Raw genomic sequence first — 22829 nt, forward strand, 5'->3', positions numbered from 1 at the left:
CCGATTACTCGAAAGGGGGCCGTGCCGGGTTGGCGCGGCCTCTTTTTTTGCGCGGTGGGCTGGGGGCTCTGCCCCCGTCGCCTGCGGCGACTCCCCCGGGATATTTTGGGGCAGAAGAAGGTGTGGGGGTGGTTCGGACGGTTTAGAGGCGCGTGTATTCTTGGGGGCGAGCGTTGTAACGCGACAACGCTTGCGGCAAGAGACGCAGCGTGGAGCGCCGGGGGACGGATCGGGACCTGTTTCGTTCTGGCCACGCCCCCGCCTCACGGATAACAGGGCCGACAGGAGGCCCGACCATGACCGACATCCGCCCGAAACCCGGCATACTCGAGATCGCACCCTATGTGGGAGGCGCGAGCACGGCCGAGGGCGTGACCGAGGTGGTCAAGCTGAGCTCGAACGAGAACCCGTTCGGCCCCTCGGAGGCCGCGAAGGAAGCGTTGCGCCGCTCGGCGCACCAGCTGCACCGCTATCCCTCGACCGACCATGCCGCACTGCGCCGGGCGCTCGGGGCGGTTCACGACCTGGACCCGGAGCGGATCATCTGCGGCGCGGGGTCGGACGAGATCATCGCCTTTCTCTGCCAGGCCTATGCCGGCGCGGGGGACGAGGTGATCCATACCGAGCACGGCTTCGCGATGTACCGCATCTCGACGCTGGTGGCCGGCGCGACGCCGGTCGAGGTGGCCGAGACCGAGCGCCGGGTCGACGTGGACGCGATCCTCGAGGCGTGCAATTTCCGCACCAAGCTGGTCTTCATCGCCAACCCGGCGAACCCGACGGGCACGATGATCGGGACGCCCGAGCTTGCGCGGCTGGCGGACGGGCTGCCGGAGCACGTTCTTCTGGTGCTCGACGGTGCCTATGCCGAATACGCCGAGGGCTATGACGGCGGCGCCGGGCTGATCGCGGAGCGCGAGAACGTGGTGATGACGCGGACCTTCTCGAAGCTCTACGGGCTGGGCGGGCTGCGGATCGGCTGGGCGTACGGGCCGGGGCACGTGATCGACGTGCTGAACCGGGTCAGGGGGCCCTTCAACCTGAGCCAGTCCCAGCAGGTCGCCGCCGAGGCGGCGGTGCGGGATCGCGACTATGCCCGCCGCTGCCTGTCGGAGAACGTGCGGCTGCGGCGCTGGCTGGCGCGCGCACTGGACAAGCACGGTGTGCCGAGCGACCCGAGTCACGCGAACTTTCTGCTGGCGCGCTTTTCCAGCGTCGAAGAGGCCGAGGCCTGCGAGGCGCATCTGCGGCGCGAGGGGCTTCTGGTGCGCAAGGTGGGCGGCTATCGCCTGCCGGACTGCCTGCGGATCACCGTGGGGGACGAGGCGTCGTGCCGGCGCGTCGCCCACGGAATCGGCCAGTTCATGAGCCCGGTCGAATGAGCGCGGTCTACGAGCGCGTCGCGCTGATCGGGCTGGGCCTGATCGCGGGGTCGATGTCGCTGGCGATCCGTCGGGCAGGGCTGGCCGGCGAGGTCGTGGGCACCGCGCGGTCCCCCGAGACCCGCGCCGTGGCGGCCGAGATCGGTCTGTGCGACCGGATCGTCGACACCGCCACCGAGGCGGTCGCCGGGGCCGACCTGGTCGTCCTTGCGGTACCGGTGGGCGCGATGGGGGCCGTGGCCGCCGAGATCGGGCCGTATCTCGCGCCGGGGGCGACGGTCACCGACGTGGGCTCGGTCAAGAAGTCGGTGATCGAGGCGGTGGGGCCGCACATCCCCGAGGGCGTGCATTTCGTGCCCGGTCATCCCCTGGCCGGCACGGAACATTCCGGCCCACGCTCGGGCTTTGCCGAGCTCTTCGACAACCGCTGGTGCCTGCTGGTCCCCGTGCCCGGAACCGAGCCCGAGGCGGTGGCGCGGCTGCGCGCCCTCTGGGAAGGCATCGGCGCCCATGTCGAGGAGATGGACGCCGAACACCACGACCTCGTCCTCGCGGTGACCAGCCACGCGCCGCACCTGATCGCCTACACGATGGTCGGGGTGGCTGACGACCTGCGCCGGGTCACCGACAGCGAGGTCATCAAGTACTCTGCCGCCGGGTTCCGCGACTTCACCCGCATCGCCGCGAGCGACCCGACCATGTGGCGCGACGTCTTCCTGACGAACAAGGAGGCGACGCTGGAGATCCTGGGCCGCTTCACCGAGGAGCTGTTCGCGCTGCAGCGGGCGATCCGCACAGGTGACGGCGAGCAGTTGTTCGACTACTTTACCCGGACGCGCGCCATCCGGCGCGGCATCATCGAGGCGGGTCAGGACACCGACGCGCCCGATTTCGGACGGGGGCACGGCAAGACATGACACGATCCGCAGCGTGGCTCGCCCTGACGCTCCTCTGGCCGCTGGCCGCCGGGGCGCAGGCGCCGGAGGCCACGCCGCGGCCCGAGGCGCGTCCCGCGCCCGCCGTCGAGGTCACGCGCCGCGCGCCCCTGCCGGTCGTCGCCGGGGCGGAGGGCGTGGTGCTGCGCTCGCTCCGGCCGTCGCCGCGGCCCGATGTCGTGCCGGCCATGTCGGCCTGGGTTCGGCGCGACAGCCCCGACCGCGTCGCCGGCGCGGGAGAGGCGATCTGCGGAGACCCGTCGATCCAGGGCCGGGACGTCGCCCCGATAGAGGGGCGCATCCGCGGCTGCGGCGTTGCCGATCCGGTCGCGGTCACGGCGGTCGCCGGTGTCGCGCTGAGCGATGCGGCGGTGATGGACTGCACCACGGCGCGGGCGCTGAAGGAGTGGGTGCAGGAGGGCGTGAAGCCGGTGGTCGGGCGGCGCGGCGGTGGCGTTGTCGGCCTGCGGGTGGCGGCGCACTACGCCTGCCGGACCCGCAACAACCAGTCCGGCGCGAAGATATCCGAGCACGGCAAGGGCCGGGCGATCGACATCTCGGCCATCCGCCTGGCGAACGGCAACGTGGTGACGGTCGAACAGGGCTGGGGGCGGCTGACCACGCGGCGGATGCTGCGCCGGATGCACCGAAACGCCTGCGGCACGTTCGGCACTGTCCTGGGCCCGCGCGCCGACCGGTTCCACCAGGATCATTTCCACCTCGACACCGCGCGGTATCGCGGCGGCGCCTACTGCCGCTAGCGGATCGTGAGCGGCGGGACGCGGCCCAGCGGGATCGGGCCGAACGAGATCGCGCCCTCGGAGAATGTCAGCGTCGCGTCAAGCGTGTCTTTCGCCCCGGACATGCCCGCCAGCAGTTGAAGCCCGCGTTCCAGCGTGTCGGAGAGGCCCTCGGGCAGGGCGCCGGCCTGCCGGGCGACCTGCAGCATCTCGCGCCAGTTCACGGCCTTGACGGTGATCTTGCCCGACGGGCGGCCCTCGTCGTCGATGTCGAGCGCGCCCGCGGCGCGCAGCTCCATCCCGCCCCATTCGGCGCGGAGTTCGGAGAGGTCAATGGCGGTGGGCTGGGGGCGCGAGTCCTCGATCGCGGTGCGATCCCATTGCCGGTCGAAGCCGACGATCGTGTCGAGCCGCAGCACCTCGACCTCTTCGGGCAGCCGCCCGCTGGGATCGAGCGCGTCGCGGAGTTGCTTCGAGGGGACCAGTTGCGAGGCGTCGAGGCCGATCTCGTAGGCGTTCTCCTGCGCCGGGGCCTGGCGGACGGCAAAGCGGCCCTCGTCCAAGGCGGCGGACCAGCCGGAGCCGTCGAGCGTCAGGCCGTCGAGGACGAACTGCACGCGGTCGAGCGCCAGCGCGGTGCCGGGCCTGAATACCACGCTGCCGCGCATCTGTTCGGTGCCCACGGCCACGGTGTCGTAGGGGCTGGCGATCGACTGCTCGTGGGGAAAGGCGACGATGACATGGTTCGGCTTGTAGCTCAGCGCGAGGATCTGGAAGAACGGCGCGTCCCAGGCGACCCCGGTGGCCGGGTCGGCGAGGGTGATGTCCGTGATCGTCGTGTCGAAGCGGCTGGGAAAGCCGCTCGTGTTCAGGCTGTCGTACTCGGCGACCCACCCGGCGGCCTGACGCTCCTGGAACCAGGTGGCGAGCTTGCGCTCGACCATCGCCTGGCCGACGAACCAGTAACCTGCATAGAGCAGGGCCAGGGCCAGCAACACCAGCGCCAACACGATCACCTTGCGCATCACGCCCCCTTTCCTCCCGTCGCCAGCGCGTGTTTACAGGCGCGGCAACCGGAGGACCAGCGTCATGCACGACACATCCCTGTGGGTTTTCGGCTACGGCTCGTTGATCTGGAACCCCGGCTTTCCGGTGGCCGAGCGCCACATCGCCACCCTGCCGGGCCATTCGCGCAGCTTCTGCATGCGCTCGATCCATCATCGCGGCACCTCCGATCGGCCGGGGCTGGTGCTGGCGCTGGATCCGACGCAGGGCTCGGCGTGCCACGGCATCGGCTTCCGCGTGCGGGCGGGGGCCGAGGAGGAGACGGTGGACTATCTGCGCGAGCGCGAGCTCGTCTCGGCCGCCTATCTGGAAGCCGAGGTGGCGATCCGGCTGGAGGACGGGCGCGAGGTGGACGCGATGACCTTCGTGATCGACCCGCACCACGAGCAGTATGTCCACGGACTGCCGCTGGAGGATCAGGCCAGAATCATCGCCGCCGCGCATGGCGGGAAGGGGCCCAATGCCGAGTATCTATACAACACAACGGCACATCTCGCCGAGCTGGGCATCGCCGACGCCGAGCTGGAATGGCTTGCCGCCCGGGTTCGTGAGATAGAGGCGGAAGGGGCGTCCTGATTCGCACCTTGGACAGGTGCAGCGAGTTTTCGTATGCTGCACCGCAATAGAAACGCCGGGATGCGTTCATGAAGGATATCGGCGGCCGTCAGGCCGAGCCGCAATTCACTCAACCCGTCCGCCAGATCACCATGATGCTGGTCGTCCTCGGACTCGTGATCGCGGGCGCCTATGTCATCTTTCCGCGGGTGGCGCCGGTGTTTCTGGCTAACCCGATCCTGAACGGCGTGATTGCCTTCGTCTTCGTCATCGGGGTGCTGGCCTGTTTCTGGCAGGTGCTGCAGCTGATCCAGTCCGTCAGCTGGATCGAGGGGCACGCGGCCGAGACGCCGGGGCACGATCTTGTGCGCGCGCCGCGCCTGCTGGCGCCGCTGGCGCAGCTTCTGCGGACGCGCGGGCGGCGGATGCAGATCAGCGCGTCGTCCTCGCGCTCGATCCTGGATTCGGTCGCGACCCGGATCGACGAGGCTCGGGACATCACCCGCTATCTCGTCAACCTTCTGATCTTCTTGGGCCTTTTGGGCACGTTCTACGGCCTAGCGACCACCGTGCCGGCGATCGTCGACACGATCGGCAACCTCGCCCCGAGCGAGGGCGAAAGCGGCATGGCGGTGTTCGAGCGGCTGATGAGCGGCCTGCAGGAGCAGCTGGGCGGCATGGGCGTGGCGTTCTCGTCGTCGCTGCTGGGCCTGGCCGGGTCGCTGGTCGTGGGCCTGTTGGAACTGTTCGCCTCGCACGGGCAGAACCGGTTCTACCGCGAGCTCGAAGAATGGCTGTCGACGATCACGCGGCTGGGCTTCGCCTCGGGCGAAGAGGCGCCGACCGACCAGGCGATGCTGGCGCAGATGATGGACCAGATGTCCGAGCAGATGGACCGGCTGCAGTCCATCTTCACCAGGTCCGACGCCAGCCGTACCCAGGTCGACGAGCGTCTGGGCGACGTCGCGCAATCCATGGACCGCCTGACCCGCAAGCTCGAGGCCGAGAGCGGCGGGGCCGCCGCGATGGACCGGCTGGCGCAAGGGCAGGACCGGCTGGCCGCCGCCATCGAGGCGCAGATCGAGGAGGGCGCGACCGGCGGGCTCGACGCTGAAAGCCGGATGCGGCTGCGGTCGATCGACGTGCAGCTGCTGCGTGTGCTCGAAGAGATGTCTGCGGGCCGGCAGGAAAGCACCGCCGAGCTGCGGCAGGACATCAGGCAACTGGTGCGCGCGCTGCGGCAGGGGCAGGGCGGGACCCGGCCCGACACCGATTTCCCGCAGGTCGGCACTGGGCGGGGCTGATCCATGGCGCTGACCCGCCGCTCGACACAGCGTGTCTCGGGCAGCATCTGGCCCGGTTTCGTGGACGCGATGACCGCGCTCCTCCTGGTGATGATGTTCGTGCTGACGATCTTCATGGTCGTCCAGTTCACCCTGCGCGAGACGATCTCGGGGCAGGAGAGCGAGCTGGACGAGCTGACGAGCGAGGTGGCGGGGCTCACGCGGCTTCTTGGGCTGGAACAGGACCGAAACGAGGCGCTCGAGGGCGCGAATACCGACCTGCAGCAGCAGCTTGAACAGGCGCAGTCGACGGTGGCCGCGCAATCCGAGCGGATCGCGGGTCTGCGGCAGGCGAACGAGGAGCAGACGGCCCGGATCGCGAGTTTCGAGGAACAGGTCGCCTCGCTTCTGTCGCAGCGGGACACGGCGCGCGAGCGGGTGGCCTCGCTGGAGGACGAGCAGCAGGAGCTTCTCTCCGAGCAGGAATCGTTGAACCTCGCCCTGGCCCAGGCGCGCGACGAGATCGACGCGCAGGCCGAGGCCGCCCGTCTGGCCGCCGCCCGCCGCGAGGCGTTGGAGGCGATGGCCGCCGACCTGCGCGCCCGCGCCGAAGAGAGCGAGAGCGAAGGACAGGCGCTGACCGCGCGGGTTGGTGAGCTGGAAGAGCAGCTGTCGCAAGAGGAACAGGCCCGCCTTGCCGAAGCGGCGGCCGCCGAGGAACTGCGCGAGCGGCTCGAGGACTCGCAGGCCGAACTGAACGCCATGACGCTCGCGCTGGAGGAACAGCGTCGCGAGGCCGAAGAGACCATGACCCTGCTCGCCGCGGCGGAATCGGCCAAGGAGCAGCTCAACGACAGGCTGGCCGCGGCGATCCTGGCCCGCGAGAACCTGCAGGGCGAGCTGAACGAAACGGTGGCCGAACAGGCCGACCTGAACCGCCGTCTCGCCACGGCCCTGCTGACACGCGAACGGGCCGAGGCCGAGGCGGATGCGCTGCAATCGGCGTTGGACGAGTCCGAGGGCAACGTCGCCGACCTGAACGCCCGTCTCGCCTCGGCGCTATTGGACCGGGATACCGTGCAGGACAGCCTCGACGTGGCGCGGCAGACCATCGAGGAAGAGCGCGCGGCGCGCGAGGCGCTGAACCGCGACCTTGCCGCGGCGCTGCTGGAGCGCGACGCGGACGAGGTGGCCCTGGCCGAGAGCGAGGCCGAGGCCGCCGCGCTGAACCGCCGTCTCGCCGCCGCCCTGAGCGATGCCGACGCGGCCCGGAGCGCGCAACAGACCGCCGAGACCGAGGCGGCGGAAACACAGGACGAACTGGCGCAGAGCCGCGCGGCATTGCAGGCCGCGCTCGACGAGCGCGCCGCGCTGCGGGACGACCTGCAACAGAGCGAGGACGCCCTGCAGCTGGCCCTGTCCACGAGCGAGCGCCTGGAGAACGAGCTGGACGCGACGCGGGCGGCCCTCGCCAGCCTCGAGGAGGAATCGCAGGAGACGCAGGAGAACCTGCGCTCGCGTCTTGAAGAGGCGCTGGCGGCGCGCATCGCGGCAGAGCAGGAGGCGCAGGCCAGCATGAGCGAGGCGGAGCGTCGCGAGACGCTGTTGCAGGCCGCGAACCGGGAACTCGACCGGACCGAGGCGCAATCGGCGGCGGCGCAGCGCAAGGTCGCCGCGTTGAACGCCCAGGTCTCGGAGCTGCGCTCGCAACTGGACGACTTGCAGGGTCTCCTGGACGCCGCCCGCGAAAGCGATGCCGAGGCGCAGGTGAGGATCGAGACGCTGGGCGCCGACCTGAACGCCGCCCTGGCCCGTGCGGCCGCCGAGGCGCAGCGCCGGGCCGAGCTGGAAGCCGAGCGCGCCGAGCGGCTGGAGCGGTATCAGTCCGAGTTCTTCGGCAAGCTGCGCGACCTTCTGGACGACCGCGAGGGCGTGCAGATCGTCGGCGACCGCTTCGTGTTCTCGTCCGAGGTGCTGTTCGGCGTGGGCTCGGCAGAGCTGTCGGCGAACGGGCGCGAGCAGATCGCCAACGTCGCGGAGATCCTGTTCGACGTCGCCGACCAGATCCCGGACGGGATCGACTGGGTGATCCGCGTCGACGGCCACACCGACGACACGCCGCTGCTGCCCTCTGCGCAGTTCGAGAACAACTGGGAGCTCAGCCAGGCGCGCGCGCTGTCGGTCGTGCAGTTCATGACGCAGCAGCTGGGCTTTCCGCCCGAGCGGCTGGCGCCCACCGGGTTCGGAGAGTACCGCCCGGTGAACACCGCCGACACCGCCGAGGCGCGCGCGCAGAACCGGCGGATCGAACTGAAACTGACGGAACGCTGAGCGGGGCTAGCCGCCGATCGAGATGGTCGTGCTCTGGCGCGATAGTTCTTCCCCGTCGCGGCGCATGACCACGTCACCCTCGTAGGTGCCGGGCGCCCAGCCGCCCTCGGGCTGGCGACGACCGACGGCGCGGAAGAGCTGCGCCTGTTGCCGGTCCAGCGCGACGGTCTCTTCGATCACACTGCCCTCGGGGCCGGTGATCGACAGGGCCAGCTCGTCTCCCGGCCGGGCGCCGAAGACATAGCCCCACACCACGAGCGCCGCGGCGTCGGTGGGAAGGGTATCAGTCGCCGCGTCGCCGGCCTTGATCGCGTCGAACTCGGGGATCGTGTCCGCGAAGCCCGCCGAGATCAGCCCGCCGGGCTCGTAGGCCGGCGGTTCGCTCCACAGCGATCCGGCGTCGTCCCGGCCGCACTGGGCGGTGGCGTCGGGCGCAAAGGGATCGACGACCGCATCCATGTGGCGGACCGACAGGTGCAGGTGGGGGAACTGCGTCTGACCGCTGAGGCCGACCTGGCCGATCACGGTCGTGGTGTTGACGCGCTGGCCCTCGCGGACGGCGACCGAGCCCTGCTTGAGGTGACAATACTGCGTCTCCCACCCGTCGCCGTGGGTGATGACGACGCCGTTGCCGCATTCACGGCCTTCGACCGCGGAGGCGGTTTCGTCGGAATACAGCCTGTCGGCCACGCCGTCGCGCATGGCGCGGACGGTTCCGGGTGCCGCGGCGCGGACATCCACGCCGTCCTCCATCATCTTCATGCTGGGCAGGGCGAAATCGGTGCCCTTGTGGCCGTCATAGCTGAGCGGGCCGCAAGTGTAATCCGTCGCCCCCGGTCCGGGATCGGCGTCGGTGTATTGCTGGATGTGGCAGGTTTCGCCGAGCGCGCAGTCAATCGGCACGCTCAAAATGGGTTCCCTCGCGGCAGCGGGTGCCGCGAGGGAGACAAGGCTCAGTGTGAGTGCAGCCCGTTTCACTGCGCCGTGAGTAACGGCGGCTTCTTCGAGGAGAGGCGCCGGGTTTCCGGCGGCTCAAACTGCAGGTCGATCTTGTCGTCCTTGATGCCGACCTTGACGACGCCACCCTTCGACAGCTGGCCGAAGAGCAGTTCCTCGGCGAGCGGTTTCTTGATGTGCTCCTGGATCACGCGACCAAGCGGGCGGGCGCCCATCTTGTCGTCGTAACCCTTCTCGCCGAGCCAGGCCGCGGCGTCCTCGGTCAGCTCGATCGAGACGTTGCGGTCCATCAGCTGCGCCTCGAGCTGGAGGACGAACTTCTCGACGACCTGGCGGATCACCTGCTTGGGCAGCGGCGCGAAGCTGATGACGGCGTCCAGACGGTTCCTGAACTCGGGCGTGAAGGTCCGCTCGATGGCGGCCGTATCCTCGCCCTCGCGCCGGTCGCGGCCAAAGCCGATCGCCGACTTCGCCTGCTCGGTGGCGCCCGCGTTCGAGGTCATGATCAGCACCACGTTGCGGAAGTCCACCGCCCGGCCGTTATGGTCGGTCAGCTTGCCGTGGTCCATCACCTGCAGGAGGATGTTGAACACGTCCGGGTGCGCCTTTTCGATCTCGTCCAGCAGCAGCACGCAATGCGGGTGCTGGTCGACCCCGTCGGTCAGCAGACCGCCCTGGTCGAACCCGACATAGCCCGGCGGTGCCCCGATCAGGCGCGAGACGGCGTGCTTCTCCATGTACTCGGACATGTCGAAGCGCAGCATCTCGACGCCCAGCGTCGCGGCCAACTGCTTGGCGACCTCGGTCTTGCCGACGCCGGTGGGGCCGGCGAACAGGTAGTTGCCGATCGGTTTCTCGGGCTCGCGCAGACCCGCGCGGCTGAGCTTGATCGCCGACGACAGTGCCTCGATCGCGGTGTCCTGCCCGAAGACCACGCGCTTGAGCGTGCCTTCCAGGTCCTTGAGTACCTCGGCGTCGTTCTTGCTGACGTTCTTGGGCGGGATGCGGGCGATCTTGGCGACGACGGCCTCGATCTCCTTGGCACCGATGGTCTTGCGCCGCTTCGATTCGGCCACGAGATGCTGCGCCGCGCCGGCCTCGTCGATGACGTCGATGGCCTTGTCGGGCAGCTTGCGGTCGTTTATGTAACGCGCCGACAGTTCAACGGCGGTCTTGATCGCGTCGTGGGTGTACTTGATCTCGTGGTGGGTCTCGAAATACGGCTTTAGGCCCTTCAGGATCTTCACCGCGTCATCGACCGTGGGCTCGTTCACGTCGATCTTCTGGAAACGCCGCGACAGCGCACGGTCCTTCTCGAAGTGCTGGCGGAACTCCTTGTAGGTGGTCGAGCCCATGCAGCGCAGGCGGCCGCCCTGAAGCGCCGGCTTGAGCAGGTTGCTCGCGTCCATCGCGCCGCCCGAGGTGGCGCCCGCTCCGATCACGGTGTGGATCTCGTCGATGAACAGCACCGCGTCGGGATGCTCTTCTAGCTCCGAGACGACGGCCTTCAGCCGTTCCTCGAAATCGCCGCGATAGCGGGTGCCGGCCAGCAGCGCGCCCATGTCGAGACTGTAGATCGTGGCGGTCGACAGGACATCGGGCGTCTCGCCCTTGACGATCTTGCGCGCCAGCCCCTCGGCGATGGCGGTCTTGCCGACGCCGGGGTCGCCCACCAGCAGCGGGTTGTTCTTGCGCCGACGGCACAGGACCTGGATGCAGCGCTCGACCTCGGTCTCGCGGCCGATCAGCGGATCGACATCGCCCTTGCGGGACTTGGCGTTGAGATCGACGCAGTACTTGGCGAGCGCCGATTCCTTCTGATCACCGTCTTCCTGGGACATTTCCTCTTCGATCTCCGTGGCCCCGCTGACCGGGCGCGCCTCGCCGAAGGAGGGATCCTTGGCGACACCGTGGGCGATGAAGTTGACCGCATCGTAACGGGTCATGTCCTGTTCCTGCAGGAAATAAGCCGCGTTCGACTCGCGCTCGGCGAAAATCGCGACGAGCACGTTGGCACCCGTCACCTCGCTGCGACCCGACGACTGAACGTGGATCGCGGCGCGCTGGATCACGCGCTGGAAGGCGGCGGTCGGTACGGCTTCGGACCCCTCGATCTCGGTAACGAGGGTGGAAAGGTCGTCGTCGATGAAGTCGACGAGCGTCGATTTCAGCTCATCGAGATCGACCGAGCAGGCCTGCATGACCTTCGCGGCGTCCGGCTCGTCCGTCAGCGCCAGCAGAAGGTGTTCCAGGGTGGCGAGTTCGTGGCGGCGGGCGTTGGCCAGAGCCAGCGCCGCGTGGATGGCTTGCTCGAGTGTATTCGAAAATGAAGGCACGCGATGTGCTCCTTCTCTCTTGGCCGCTAGGGGCGTCCGCCCTTCTCGCGACCGTGGCCTCTTCATCTTAAAGCTTGGGGGTTTGCGGCCGTGCTTCAAGACTTTTCTACGTCGCGCCGCTCACAATTCGGGCGCAGGCGTCTGTGTCGGGGTCGTCGTGGCGAAAAAGAGGGCGGGCTTAAAACTGGTCCTTGCGCCGCCGAATTTCCGCGAAGACCTCCGCGTCCCCGGCACCTTCCATAGATATAGCGCGTTTCACTTCATTCAAATGTGCCCGCAGGAACGGATTCGTGTCCAGCTCTTCGGACAGCAGCGACGGCACGGTCGGAAGTCCTTGTTCCCGCGCCGCTTCGACCGACTTGGCGCGGGCCTTCAGCGCCTCGTTTTCGGGCTCGATCGTCAGCGCGAACCGTGCATTGGTCATGGTATATTCGTGCCCGGAGTGGATGATTGTCTCCTTCGGCAGAGCGGCCAGCCGTGACAGGCTGTCCCACATCATCTCGGGCGTGCCCTCGAACACGCGGCCGCATCCGAGGGCCATCAGGCTGTCCGCGGTGAACGCCGCCTTCTCGTCCGGCAGGTGGAAGGCGATGTGCCCGACGGTGTGCCCCGAGACGTCCACCACCTCGACCGTCTCGTCCGCGAAGGAAAACTTGTCACCGTCCTTCACCGCCATGTCGAGCGGGGGCAGGCGATGCGCGTCGTCCGCGGCGCCGACGACGCGCAGGTCGGGGTATTCGGCCTTGAGCCCGTCCAGCCCCTCGACGTGGTCGGCATGGTGGTGCGTGATGAAGACGTGGCTCAGCTTCCAGTCGTTGCGCTCCAGCGCGGCCAGGATCGGCGCCGCTTCCGGTGCATCGACCAGGGCGGTCTCGCCGCTTTCCTCGCAGTGGATGAGGAACGCGTAGTTGTCCGTGCGGCAGGGAATCGTTTCGATCTGAAGGGGCATGGCAATCCGTCCGGTCTGTTCCTATCCTCTGGGCGAGACTTGCAGCTAACACGGGCGGCGGCAATGCATCTGGATGTCCGCGATCTGCGGCGCTTCTACTACCGCACCCGGCTGGGGCGGGCGGCACAACGGGCGGTGCGGGACAAGCTCGTCGCGCTGTGGCCCGAGGCCGAGAAGCAGAACGTGCTGGGCTTCGGCTTTGCCGTCCCGCTGTTGCGTCCCTACCTCTCCGAGGCGCGGCGCGTCATCGGGCTGATGCCGGGGCAGCAGGGGGCGATGCCGTGGCCCGCCGGCGGTCCGAACGTGTCGGTCCTGTGCGAAGAGCGGCTCTGGCCGATCCAGACGGGCCACGCTGACAAGCTGGTCCTCCTGCACGGGCTCGAGACCTCCGAGAACCCCGCCGGCGTCCTGGACGAGGCGTACCGCGTGCTCGGTCCCGGCGGCCGGGCGATGTTCATCGTGCCGAACCGGGCGGGGCTCTGGTCGCGCAGCGACCGCACGCCGTTCGGCTTCGGGCGGCCCTACAGCCTGAGCCAGCTCGAGGCGCAGCTGAAACGCCACGGCTTTGTCCCAGAACAGCACGCCGCGGCGCTGTTCCAGCCGCCGAGCGAGCGGCGTTTCTGGATGCGGGCCGGCCCCCTGATGGAGCGCACGGGCTCGGGGCTGTCGCGACGTTATGCGGGCGGCGTCCTGCTGGTCGAGGCGCTCAAGCAGGTCCCGGCGCCCACGCGGGGCAGCCCGGTGGTGACGCGCGAGCCGCTCGGTGTGCTCGACGGCATCGGCCAGCCTGGCGCCAAGCCGGTGTGAGACACAGCGGGAATCGTCGTGACAAGACGCCGCGCCCCGGCATGCGCGGCAGCCCGTCGCGGGCGCCGCTATCGGTGGCATGGCCTTGTCATGCGGGAACGTCGCGCGGGGCATGCCGTGGGGAAAGGGCTGTTGCGGGGTAGCGGGGGCTCTGCTACATGGACGCCGATTTTGTGGATGACATGCCCGTGAGGCGTGGGGTCTGAGCATACCCACACCGCACGTCTTTGCGTGTCTGGGGCGGGAACTAATCGGAAGGATCGACGTGGCCGAGACAGCATCGATTTCCAGCGGGATTGCAGAACGTTACGCGACGGCAGTCTTCGAGCTGGCGCGCGAGGACGGCGCACTGGACCGGACCGAGTCCGATATCGACACCCTCGAAGGCGCGCTGAACGACAGCGCCGACTTTCGCAACCTGATCTCATCTCCGATCTACACGCGCGCCGAACTGGCGAAGGCGATCGGCGCGATCGCGGAGAAGATGGGTCTTTCGACGACCATGACGAACACCCTGCGCCTGATGGCGCAGAAGCGCCGGCTTTTCGCCCTGCCGCACCTGATCACGCGCCTGCGGGCGATGATCGCCGAGGAGAAGGGCGAGGTCACCGCGGACGTGACCGCCGCCAAGGCGCTGACCGACGGTCAGCGCAGCAAGCTGGCCGAGGTGCTGAAGGGCGCCGTCGGCCGAGACGTCAAACTGAACACGACGGTCGACGAGGCGCTGATTGGCGGCCTCGTCGTTAAAGTGGGCTCGAAGATGATCGACACCTCGATCCGCTCGAAGCTCAACGCCCTGCAGAACACCATGAAAGAGGTCGGATAAATGGGGATCCAAGCGTCTGAAATCTCTGCGATCCTGAAGGAGCAGATCAAGAACTTCGGCCAGGAGGCCGAAGTCGCCGAGGTGGGCCGCGTGCTCTCCGTCGGCGACGGTATTGCCCGTGTCCACGGCCTCGACAACGTCCAGGCCGGCGAGATGGTCGAGTTCCCCGGCGGTATTCAGGGCATGGCGCTGAACCTCGAGCAGGACAACGTCGGCGTCGTGATCTTCGGCTCGGACCGCGACATCAAGGAAGGCGACACCGTCAAGCGCACGAACTCGATCGTGGACGTGCCGGTCGGTGACGAGCTTCTGGGCCGCGTGGTCGACGGTCTCGGCGTGGCGATCGACGGCCGCGGCGACATCAAGACCTCCGAGCGCCGCGTCGCCGACGTCAAGGCGCCGGGCATCATCCCGCGGAAATCGGTGCATGAGCCGATGGCGACCGGCCTCAAGGCCATCGACGCGATGATCCCGATCGGCCGCGGCCAGCGCGAGCTGATCATCGGTGACCGTCAGACCGGCAAGACCGCCGTGGCGATGGACACCGTCCTGAACCAGAAGACCTACAACGACAACGCGACCGACGAGAGCCAGAAGCTCTACTGCATCTACGTCGCGATCGGCCAGAAGCGCTCGACCGTGGCGCAGCTGGTGAAGAAGCTCGAGGCAACCGGGGCGATCGAATACACCACCGTCGTCGCCGCGACCGCGTCGGACCCGGCGCCGATGCAGTACCTCGCGCCGTACACCGCCACCGCGATGGCCGAGGCCTACCGCGACAATGGCCGTCACGCGCTGATCATCTACGACGACCTCTCCAAGCAGGCCGTCGCCTATCGCCAGATGTCGCTGCTGCTGCGCCGTCCGCCGGGGCGTGAAGCCTATCCGGGCGACGTGTTCTACCTCCACTCCCGCCTGTTGGAGCGTTCTGCGAAGCTGAACGAGGAGAACGGCGCGGGCTCGCTGACCGCGTTGCCGATCATCGAGACTCAGGGCGGCGACGTGTCGGCGTTCATTCCGACTAACGTGATCTCGATCACCGACGGTCAGATCTTCCTCGAGACCGAGCTGTTCTACCAGGGCATCCGCCCGGCGGTGAACACAGGCCTGTCGGTGTCGCGTGTCGGCTCGTCGGCGCAGACCGCCGCGATGAAGTCCGTTGCCGGCCCGGTGAAGCTGGAACTGGCGCAGTACCGCGAGATGGCGGCCTTCGCCCAGTTCGGCTCGGACCTCGACGCCTCGACGCAGAAGCTGCTGAACCGCGGCGCGCGCCTGACCGAGCTGATGAAGCAGCCGCAATACTCGCCGCTGACCAACGCCGAGATCGTCTGCATCATCTTCGCGGGCACCAACGGCTACCTCGACGAGGTCAAGGTTAACGACGTCGGACGGTTCGAGCAGGGTCTTTTGCAGCACCTGCGCTCCAAGCACCAGGACATGCTGGATTGGATCACCAACGAGGATCCGAAGATCAAGGGCGATGCCGCCGACCGGATCACGTCAGCTTTGGACGAGTATGCCAAGGACTTCGCCTGAAGCCCCAGGAAGGACAGCTAGATGCCTAACCTGAAGGACCTCAAGAACCGGATCGCGTCGGTCAAATCGACCCGCAAGATCACGAAGGCCATGCAGATGGTCGCGGCGGCCAAGCTCCGCCGCGCCCAGGATGCCGCCGAGAACGCCCGGCCCTATGCCGAGCGGTTCCAGAAGGTGATGTCCGGCCTCGCCGCGTCGGTTGGCGGCAGCGACACCGCGCCCAAGCTGCTCACTGGCACGGGCGATGATCGCACGCACCTGATCGTCGTGATGACGGCCGAGAGGGGACTCTGCGGCGGCTTCAACTCGTCGATCGTGAAACTCGCCCGCTACCGCATCGAGAAGCTGGTGGGCGAGGGCAAGACGGTGAAGATCCTGACTGTCGGCAAGAAGGGCCGTGAGCAGCTGCGCCGCGACCACGGCGACAAGCTGGTCGGCCACGTGGACCTGAGCGAGGTCAAGCGCATCGGCTATGCCGAGGCGCAGGGCGTCGCGAAGGACATCCTCGGCCGTTTCGACGACGGCGAATTCGACGTGGCGACGATCTACTACGCCGAGTTCGAGAACGTCGTCACCCAGAAGCCGACGGAACAGCAGATCATCCCGGCACAGTTCGAGGCCGCGGAAGAGGATGCCGGCGCCGTGCCCAACTACGAGTACGAGCCCGACGAAGAGGCGATCCTTGCCGATCTGCTGCCCAAGGGGGTCGCCACGCAGATCTTCGCGGCACTTCTCGAGAATGCGGCGTCGGAGCAGGGCGCGCGGATGTCCGCGATGGACAACGCGACCCGCAACGCCGGCGAGATGATCGACAACCTGACGATCGAGTACAACCGCACCCGCCAGGCCGTCATCACCAACGAGCTGATCGAGATCATTTCGGGCGCCGAGGCGCTCTAAGGAACCGGAGAGAACAATGGCAAACGCAAAAGGCAGAGTGACCCAGGTCATCGGCGCCGTCGTCGACGTTCAGTTCGACGAACATCTGCCCGAGATCCTGAACGCCCTGACCACCGAGAACAATGGCAAGACCCTGGTTCTGGAAGTTGCCCAGCACCTTGGGGAATCGACCGTGCGCACGATCGCCATGGACAGCACCGAGGGGCTGGTCCGCGGTCAGGAAGTCACTGATACCGACGGCCCGATCACGATGCCGGTGGGCGACGCCACGCTCGGCCGCATCATGAACGTCGTCGGAGAGTCGATCGACGAGAAGGGCCCGGTCGAGAGCGACGAGCGTCGCCCGATCCACCGCGCGGCGCCCGACTTCGCCGACCAGTCGACCAGCTCGGAAATCCTGATCACCGGCATCAAGGTCATCGACCTGCTGGCCCCCTACGCCAAGGGCGGCAAGATCGGCCTGTTCGGCGGCGCCGGCGTGGGCAAGACGGTTCTGATCCAGGAGCTGATCAACAACATCGCCAAGGTGCACTCGGGCTACTCGGTGTTCGCCGGTGTGGGCGAGCGTACGCGTGAGGGCAACGACCTCTACTACGAGTTCATCGAGTCGGGCGTCATCAACGCCGACGACCTGACGAAGTCGAAGGTGGCCCTGGTCTACGGCCAGATGAACGAGCCGCCGGGGGCCCGTGCCCGTGTCGCGCTGTCCGGCCTGACCGTGGCCGAGCAGTTCCGCGACCAGTCCGGGACCGACGTGCTGTTCTTCGTCGACAACATCTTCCGCTTCACGCAGGCGGGCTCCGAGGTGTCGGCGCTGCTGGGCCGCATCCCCTCGGCCGTGGGCTACCAGCCGACGCTGGCCACCGACATGGGCGCCCTGCAGGAGCGGATCACCTCGACGCGGTCGGGTTCGATCACCTCGGTGCAGGCCATTTACGTGCCCGCCGACGACCTGACCGACCCGGCGCCCGCCACGTCGTTCGCCCACCTCGACGCCACCACGGTGCTGTCGCGCTCGATCTCCGAGCTCGGCATCTACCCGGCGGTGGACCCGCTCGACTCCACGAGCCGGATCCTCGATCCGGGCGTCGTCGGCGAAGAGCACTACCAGGTGGCCCGCGACGTGCAGGGCATCCTCCAGCGCTACAAGTCGCTGCAGGACATCATCGCGATTCTCGGGATGGACGAGCTGTCCGAGGAAGATAAGCTGACCGTTGCCCGCGCCCGGAAGATCCAGCGCTTCCTCAGCCAGCCGTTCGACGTCGCCGAGGTGTTCACCGGCTCGCCGGGCGTGCAGGTCCCGCTCGAGGATACCATCGCCTCGTTCAAGGCAGTCGTGGACGGTGAGTACGACCACCTTCCCGAAGGTGCCTTCTACATGGTCGGCGGCATCGACGAGGTGCGCGCCAAAGCCGAGAAGATGGCGTCCGACGCCGCCTAAGGAGGTCTCATGGCCGACACGTTCCAGTTCGACCTGGTCAGCCCCGAGAGGCTGCTCGTCTCGAAAGAGATCACCGAGGTCGTCATTCCGGGCGCCGAAGGCGACCTGACGGCGATGGCGCAGCACGCGCCGATGCTGACCACGCTGCGGCCCGGCATCGTGCGGCTGTCCGGCTCTGACGGGTCCGACGAATACGCCGTGACCGGCGGTTTCGCCGAGATCGGCCCGTCGGGCGTCTCACTGCTGGCCGAACGGTCGATGCATGTGAGCGAGGTCACGCAGGACATTCTCGAGGACTTCATGACCGAAGCCGAAGAGAACTACCGCAAGGCCCGCGAGGCGGAAGAGCACGGCGCTGCCGACGACATCGCCAAGCTGCTCGCCGACATGGTCGCGATGGGGTCGCATATCGGTCTGTCGCCGCGGCAACCCAACCTCTGACGGACGCCACAGCGCGATCCGTTGCGGACCCCGGCCGGACGGCCGGGGTCTTTTCTTTATCTCCTCCGGGGATACGATGCCCGCGGCAGGGGAGGTCACATGCGTCGTCTCGAGTCACGCACCCTCGGTATCGATCAGGGCAGCCTGCTGCTGTTTTCCGATTTCAAGGACGGGGGCGAGATGTGGACCGGCGCGGGCGCGCGTGAGCTTCAGCGCGACATCGCCTTTTCCGAGCCGTTCGTCGCGCCGCCCAATGTCCAGGTCAGCCTGTCCATGTGGGACATCGACAGCGCCGCGAACATCCGCGCGGACATCAGCAGCGCCGCGGTGTCCGAACGTGGGTTCACGATCGTGTTCCGAACCTGGGGCGACACCCGCATCGCCCGTGTCCGCGCCGATTGGCTCGCGCTCGGGCCGTTGTCCGATGACGATCTGTGGGACGTTCCGTAACGTCACCCGGAAAAGGTGCGTCGACCTAGTCCATTTGGGTCATGTGGTCGCGGGCGGCGTTCGGCATAACACTCACGATTTCGATAGCGATTAATTAGTACACCCATTTTCAATGGGAGAAGGGGGCCGGTCTGGTGCGACCGGTCCCCTACTTACTTCGCCGCCGGTTCGTTCGGATTTCAGCCGGACACGGACGCGCTGCAGAGCCGCGCGGCGCAGACCGCGAGGTCCAGTTGACGCCGCAATCCGCACCGGCCCACCGCCGTCTTGATCTGGTTGCGCACCGTGTGGACGCTGACGCCCCGGTCCTGGGCGATCTCCTCGACCAGATGCCCTTCGGTCAGCGCCAGCGTGATCTCCGCCTCGGCCTGGGTCAGGCCCAAGGTCGCCTGCAGCCGCGCGACGAGGTCGGGCGAGGTCGCCATCGGCGCCAGCACGAAAAGCCGGCGCGGCCCGTCCAGCCCCAGCGTCAGGGCGGCATGCCAGTCGTCCAGGACGTCGGGGGCGAGGTCGCCCGTCCAGACCTGCCAGCGCGCGCCCTGCGCGTCCCGCAGCATCGTCCCGGCCAGTCCCGGCGCCATCGGCAGCGGCCTGCCCGGCGGCCGCGCGGCACAGCGCAGACGGTTCCGCATGTCCCTTCGGATCGGGCTGCCCGCCGCCAGCAGCCGCTCGGCTTCGGCGTTCGCGAACAGGATATGCTCGTCGGGATCGATCACGCAGATCGCCGCGCTCTTGCCTTCCGCCACGGCCGTGCCGGCGCTCTCGATGCTGGCCTCGGCCAGCCTGCGGTTCACCTGCCACGCCTGCCGCAGCGAGGGCAGCAACCGGTGCAGCAGGCTCATCCAGGCCGGCTCCAGCGTGTCGCGCCGGGCCTGCGTGATGCTGCCGCCCAGCAGCAGCGTCGCCCCTTCGGTCTGTGCGATGACCGCCCCGCCGCCGCCACGGGCATCGCCCTGTGGCCGCACCCAGTCGGCATAGAACTCGGTCCCGAGCAGCTTGTGCTCGGGGCACATCTCGGAGGAGCGCATCACGGTTCCCGCCGGAGCCTGCGCCAGCCGCGGACCCCAGACATTCAGCGCGGCGAAATGGCGTTCGTAGAGGTCGACCCAGTAGGGATCGTGCTCGGTCACCAGGGTGAACGGGCCCCGCCGGCCGTCGAGGCCCACGCCGTAGAGATGCGGCATCGTTCCGGGCAGGGCCCGGGAGATCTCCTCGATCACCGCCTGCCATCGGTCTGGCGCGATCGCGGCAGACATGATCTGCGTCGTCAGGCGGTCGAGTGACGTGCTGTCCATCCGTGGCCTGTGTCGTCGTCAGAGCTTGGCGTAGGTACCTTCGTAGATCGGGCCGAGCGTGTCGATATCCAGCAACGACGAGATCGAGGTCCCGTTCCATGTGTTCAGGATCGCCTGGGCAAAGATCGGCGCGGTGGGCACGATGCGGATGTTCGGGCAGGTCCTGACCGCCTCGGGCGCCTCGATCGTGTCGGTGATCACCAGGCTCTTCAGCTGCGAGCCGGTCACCCGCTCGATCGCCGGGCCCGACAGCACGCCGTGGGTGGTATAGGCGTGGACCTCGGCCGCGCCGTTCTCCAGCAGCACGTCCGCTGCCTTGCACAGCGTCCCGGCCGTGTCGCAGATGTCGTCGACGATGATGCAGGTCTGGTCCTTCACGTCGCCGATCACGGTCATCTCGGCCACTTCGCCCTGCTTCTCGCGGCGCTTGTCGACGATCGCCAGCGCGCAGCCGATGCGCTGCGCCAGCTCACGCGCGCGGGCCACACCGCCGACGTCGGGCGAGACCACGGTGACGTTGTCCAGGTTGCCCTTGAAGTGGTGCTCGATGTCCAGCGCGAAGATCGGCGCGGCATAGAGGTTGTCGACGGGGATGTCGAAGAACCCCTGGATCTGCGCCGCGTGCAGGTCCATCGTCAGGATCCGCTCGATCCCGGCCTCGGTCAGCATGTTCGCCACCAGCTTGGCCGAAATCGGCGTGCGCGACTTGGTGCGCCGGTCCTGCCGGGCATAGCCGAAATACGGGATCACCGCCGTCGTCCGCGACGCCGAGGATCGCCGCAGCGCATCCGCGATGATGAGCAGCTCCATCAGGTTGTCGTTCGCGGGGCGCGACACCGGCTGGATGATGAACATGTCCTCGCCGCGGACGTTCTCGAACACTTCGACGAAGATTTCGCCGTCGTTGAACCGCTCGACGCGCGCGTCCACCAGGCCGACGCTCATGCCGCGATGCATCGACATGCGGCGCGCGATGGCATTGGCGAGCGTGAGGTTGGCGTTGCCGGCGATCAGCTTCGGCTCGGTCATGGAGGGCATGGGGCAGGGATCCTGGGTCGACGGAGAGTCACGGAGTCGTCACGTTGACACCGCTTAGCACGCGCCTACGGTGCGTGAAATACAAGCAGGGATCGGGGGGATGCGGATGGCGCATATCGACTACTACTTCGCGACGGTGTCGCCGTTCACATACCTCGCTGGGCTCAGGATGGAAGAGATCGCGCAGCGTCACGGCGCGACCGTGACCTACAAGCCTCTCGACATCCTCGCGCTGTTCGCCCGCACCGGCGGCACGCCCCCGAAGGAGCGTCACCCCTCGCGCCAGGAATACCGGCTGCAGGAGCTTCAGCGCCTGTCCGTGCTCAACGACATGCCGATCAACCTCAAGCCGGCGCACTGGCCAACGAATCCCGCGCCGTCCTCCTATGCCATCATCGCCGCGCAGCAGGCGGGCGGCGGCGATCTGGGCCGTCTCGCCCACGGCATCTGCCGCGCCTGCTGGGCCGAAGAGCGCGACATCGCCCAGGACGAGGTCGTGCGCGACTGCCTGTCCGACGCCGGTTTCGACCCCGCTCTGGCCGACAAGGGCCTGCTCGCCGGGGCCGAGACCTACGAGCGCAATCTCGAGGACGCGGTCGCAGCAGGGGCCTTCGGGGCGCCGTTCTACATCACCGACAGCGGCGGGCGCTTCTGGGGGCAGGACCGCCTGCACCATCTCGACAGGCATCTGGCCGGCGAACTGTGAGCGTCGAGACCCGCGGCGGTCATCCCGTCTTCGTCGCCCACCGGGGCCGTGGCGCGCGTCCGGCCCTGTTGATCCACGCCTCCCTCGCCTCGCACCGCGCCTGGAGCGGCGTGATGACCCGGCTCTCCGACGCGCTGTCGATGACCGCGTTCGACCTGCCGGGCCACGGGCAGAGCGGCGACTGGCACGGGCAGGGCGACTACCTCGATCTCTGCGCCGGGGTCACCGCCGACTGCCTCGCCGGTCCGGCCGATCTCGTGGGCCATTCCTTCGGCGCGGTCGTGGCGCTGAAGGTCGCGCTGGAACGTCCCGATCTCTGCCGCTCGCTCACCCTGGTCGAGCCGGTGCTCTTCGCCGCCGCCCGGGGCAGCGCGGGGCATGACAGCTGCCGGGCCGCCCATCTCGACATCTTCGCCGCCCTCGACCGTGGCGACACGAGCGCCGCCGCGCGCGGCTTCACCGATCTTTGGGGCGCGGGGCAGCCGTGGGAGGCGCTGAGCGACGCCCAGAAGCACGGCTTCGCCGATCGGATGTGGATGGTCGGCGCCGCCGATGCCGCCCTCGACGCCGATTCCCATGGCCTTCTCGCTCCCGGCCGGCTCGAGGCCCTGAACCGCCCTGTCCTGCTGATCCGGGGCGCCGAAAGCCCCGCCGTGATGCCGGCGATCCTCGAGACGCTCGCCGCGCGGCTGCCGGATGCCCGTTCCGTGACCGTGCCCGGCGCCGGCCACATGGCGCCGCTGACCCACCCCGTGGCCGTGGCGGATGCCATCCGCGCCCGGCACCTCGGCGCGCCGCTCTGAGCGGCGCGCGACGTCCCGTCTTCTTCTGCCCTGAAATATCCCCGCCGGAGGCG

Annotated in this window: 21 protein-coding genes; 15 read left to right on the top strand and 6 right to left on the bottom strand. The window is 68.2% G+C overall.

Annotation, left to right across the window (positions count from 1 at the left end; genetic code table 11):
- Positions 1 to 296 precede the first annotated feature (296 nt).
- Genes hisC through BMZ25_RS04390 form a run of 3 tightly spaced genes read left to right on the top strand, consistent with a single transcriptional unit; the run spans position 297 to position 3078 of the window.
- A complete protein-coding gene (hisC, locus tag BMZ25_RS04380; protein ID WP_092688980.1) occupies positions 297 to 1382 on the top strand; it encodes a histidinol-phosphate transaminase in 1086 nt (361 codons plus the stop codon).
- Positions 1379 to 2299 (top strand): prephenate/arogenate dehydrogenase family protein, encoded by a 921-nt coding sequence (locus BMZ25_RS04385; RefSeq protein WP_092688983.1) that lies wholly within the window; start codon positions 1379 to 1381, stop codon positions 2297 to 2299. Before hisC ends, BMZ25_RS04385 begins: the two co-directional genes overlap by 4 nt.
- Positions 2296 to 3078 carry an extensin-like domain-containing protein gene (locus tag BMZ25_RS04390; protein ID WP_092688986.1) on the top strand — a complete coding sequence of 261 codons (783 nt, stop codon included), beginning with the start codon at positions 2296 to 2298 and terminating at the stop codon, positions 3076 to 3078. Before BMZ25_RS04385 ends, BMZ25_RS04390 begins: the two co-directional genes overlap by 4 nt.
- On the opposite strand, the gene BMZ25_RS04395 is transcribed toward BMZ25_RS04390, so the two are convergent.
- Positions 3075 to 4082, bottom strand: coding sequence for a DUF2125 domain-containing protein (locus tag BMZ25_RS04395; protein ID WP_092688989.1), 1008 nt, complete (start codon positions 4080 to 4082; stop codon positions 3075 to 3077). The genes BMZ25_RS04390 and BMZ25_RS04395 overlap by 4 nt on opposite strands.
- A 64-nt stretch (positions 4083 to 4146) precedes the next feature.
- Between BMZ25_RS04395 and BMZ25_RS04400 the strand changes: the two genes are divergently transcribed.
- The 3 genes from BMZ25_RS04400 to BMZ25_RS04410 all read left to right on the top strand — a co-directional run bounded on the left by BMZ25_RS04400 (position 4147) and on the right by BMZ25_RS04410 (position 8291).
- Positions 4147 to 4698 (top strand): gamma-glutamylcyclotransferase, encoded by a 552-nt coding sequence (locus BMZ25_RS04400; RefSeq protein ID WP_092688992.1) that lies wholly within the window; start codon positions 4147 to 4149, stop codon positions 4696 to 4698.
- Between the two features lie 68 nt (positions 4699 to 4766).
- A complete protein-coding gene (locus BMZ25_RS04405; protein WP_092688995.1) occupies positions 4767 to 5981 on the top strand; it encodes a biopolymer transporter ExbB in 1215 nt (404 codons plus the stop codon).
- 3 nt (positions 5982 to 5984) lie between these two features.
- Positions 5985 to 8291, top strand: a complete 2307-nt coding sequence (locus BMZ25_RS04410; RefSeq protein ID WP_092688998.1) for a peptidoglycan -binding protein — start codon at positions 5985 to 5987, stop codon at positions 8289 to 8291.
- 6 nt (positions 8292 to 8297) lie between these two features.
- On the opposite strand, the gene BMZ25_RS04415 is transcribed toward BMZ25_RS04410, so the two are convergent.
- From BMZ25_RS04415 to gloB, 3 genes are all read right to left on the bottom strand, one after another.
- Positions 8298 to 9194, bottom strand: coding sequence for a M23 family metallopeptidase (locus tag BMZ25_RS04415; RefSeq protein ID WP_235859781.1), 897 nt, complete (start codon positions 9192 to 9194; stop codon positions 8298 to 8300).
- A 71-nt stretch (positions 9195 to 9265) separates the two neighbouring features.
- Positions 9266 to 11584 (bottom strand): ATP-dependent Clp protease ATP-binding subunit ClpA, encoded by a 2319-nt coding sequence (gene clpA, locus BMZ25_RS04420; RefSeq protein WP_092689001.1) that lies wholly within the window; start codon positions 11582 to 11584, stop codon positions 9266 to 9268.
- Between the two features lie 178 nt (positions 11585 to 11762).
- On the bottom strand, positions 11763 to 12533 hold the full coding sequence (gene gloB, locus BMZ25_RS04425) for a hydroxyacylglutathione hydrolase (protein WP_177190378.1): 771 nt from the start codon (positions 12531 to 12533) through the stop codon (positions 11763 to 11765).
- A 63-nt stretch (positions 12534 to 12596) separates the two neighbouring features.
- Between gloB and BMZ25_RS04430 the strand changes: the two genes are divergently transcribed.
- From BMZ25_RS04430 to BMZ25_RS04460, 7 genes are all read left to right on the top strand, one after another.
- Entirely contained in the window at positions 12597 to 13340 is a 744-nt protein-coding gene (locus tag BMZ25_RS04430; protein ID WP_092689007.1) for a methyltransferase domain-containing protein, read from the top strand.
- Positions 13341 to 13599: 259 nt separating this feature from the next.
- Complete coding sequence (locus BMZ25_RS04435) at positions 13600 to 14166, top strand: F0F1 ATP synthase subunit delta (RefSeq protein WP_092689009.1); 567 nt, start codon at positions 13600 to 13602, stop codon at positions 14164 to 14166.
- Positions 14167 to 15702: a F0F1 ATP synthase subunit alpha gene (gene atpA, locus BMZ25_RS04440; RefSeq protein ID WP_092689012.1), complete on the top strand. Its 1536-nt coding sequence runs from the start codon at positions 14167 to 14169 to the stop codon at positions 15700 to 15702.
- 21 nt (positions 15703 to 15723) lie between these two features.
- Positions 15724 to 16602: a F0F1 ATP synthase subunit gamma gene (locus BMZ25_RS04445; protein WP_092689015.1), complete on the top strand. Its 879-nt coding sequence runs from the start codon at positions 15724 to 15726 to the stop codon at positions 16600 to 16602.
- A 16-nt stretch (positions 16603 to 16618) separates the two neighbouring features.
- A complete protein-coding gene (gene atpD / locus BMZ25_RS04450; protein WP_092689017.1) occupies positions 16619 to 18043 on the top strand; it encodes a F0F1 ATP synthase subunit beta in 1425 nt (474 codons plus the stop codon).
- Positions 18044 to 18052: 9 nt separating this feature from the next.
- Positions 18053 to 18484 (top strand): F0F1 ATP synthase subunit epsilon, encoded by a 432-nt coding sequence (locus BMZ25_RS04455; RefSeq protein WP_092689020.1) that lies wholly within the window; start codon positions 18053 to 18055, stop codon positions 18482 to 18484.
- Between the two features lie 99 nt (positions 18485 to 18583).
- Positions 18584 to 18934, top strand: a complete 351-nt coding sequence (locus BMZ25_RS04460; protein WP_092689023.1) for an H-type lectin domain-containing protein — start codon at positions 18584 to 18586, stop codon at positions 18932 to 18934.
- A 179-nt stretch (positions 18935 to 19113) separates the two neighbouring features.
- Here BMZ25_RS04460 and BMZ25_RS04465 read toward each other — a convergent pair whose 3' ends face one another.
- Together BMZ25_RS04465 and BMZ25_RS04470 are read right to left on the bottom strand one after the other, a co-directional pair.
- Entirely contained in the window at positions 19114 to 20229 is a 1116-nt protein-coding gene (locus BMZ25_RS04465) for a helix-turn-helix transcriptional regulator (protein ID WP_092689026.1), read from the bottom strand.
- Between the two features lie 18 nt (positions 20230 to 20247).
- Complete coding sequence (locus BMZ25_RS04470; RefSeq protein ID WP_092689029.1) at positions 20248 to 21267, bottom strand: ribose-phosphate pyrophosphokinase; 1020 nt, start codon at positions 21265 to 21267, stop codon at positions 20248 to 20250.
- 106 nt (positions 21268 to 21373) lie between these two features.
- Between BMZ25_RS04470 and BMZ25_RS04475 the strand changes: the two genes are divergently transcribed.
- Both BMZ25_RS04475 and BMZ25_RS04480 read left to right on the top strand, forming a co-directional pair.
- Positions 21374 to 21973 carry a 2-hydroxychromene-2-carboxylate isomerase gene (locus tag BMZ25_RS04475; protein ID WP_092689519.1) on the top strand — a complete coding sequence of 200 codons (600 nt, stop codon included), beginning with the start codon at positions 21374 to 21376 and terminating at the stop codon, positions 21971 to 21973.
- Entirely contained in the window at positions 21970 to 22776 is an 807-nt protein-coding gene (locus BMZ25_RS04480; protein WP_092689032.1) for an alpha/beta fold hydrolase, read from the top strand. The genes BMZ25_RS04475 and BMZ25_RS04480 overlap by 4 nt, the downstream gene beginning before the upstream one ends.
- Positions 22777 to 22829 lie beyond the last annotated feature (53 nt).

It is taken from the genome of Tranquillimonas rosea (assembly GCF_900111315.1).
In the GTDB taxonomy this organism is placed as follows: domain Bacteria; phylum Pseudomonadota; class Alphaproteobacteria; order Rhodobacterales; family Rhodobacteraceae; genus Tranquillimonas; species Tranquillimonas rosea.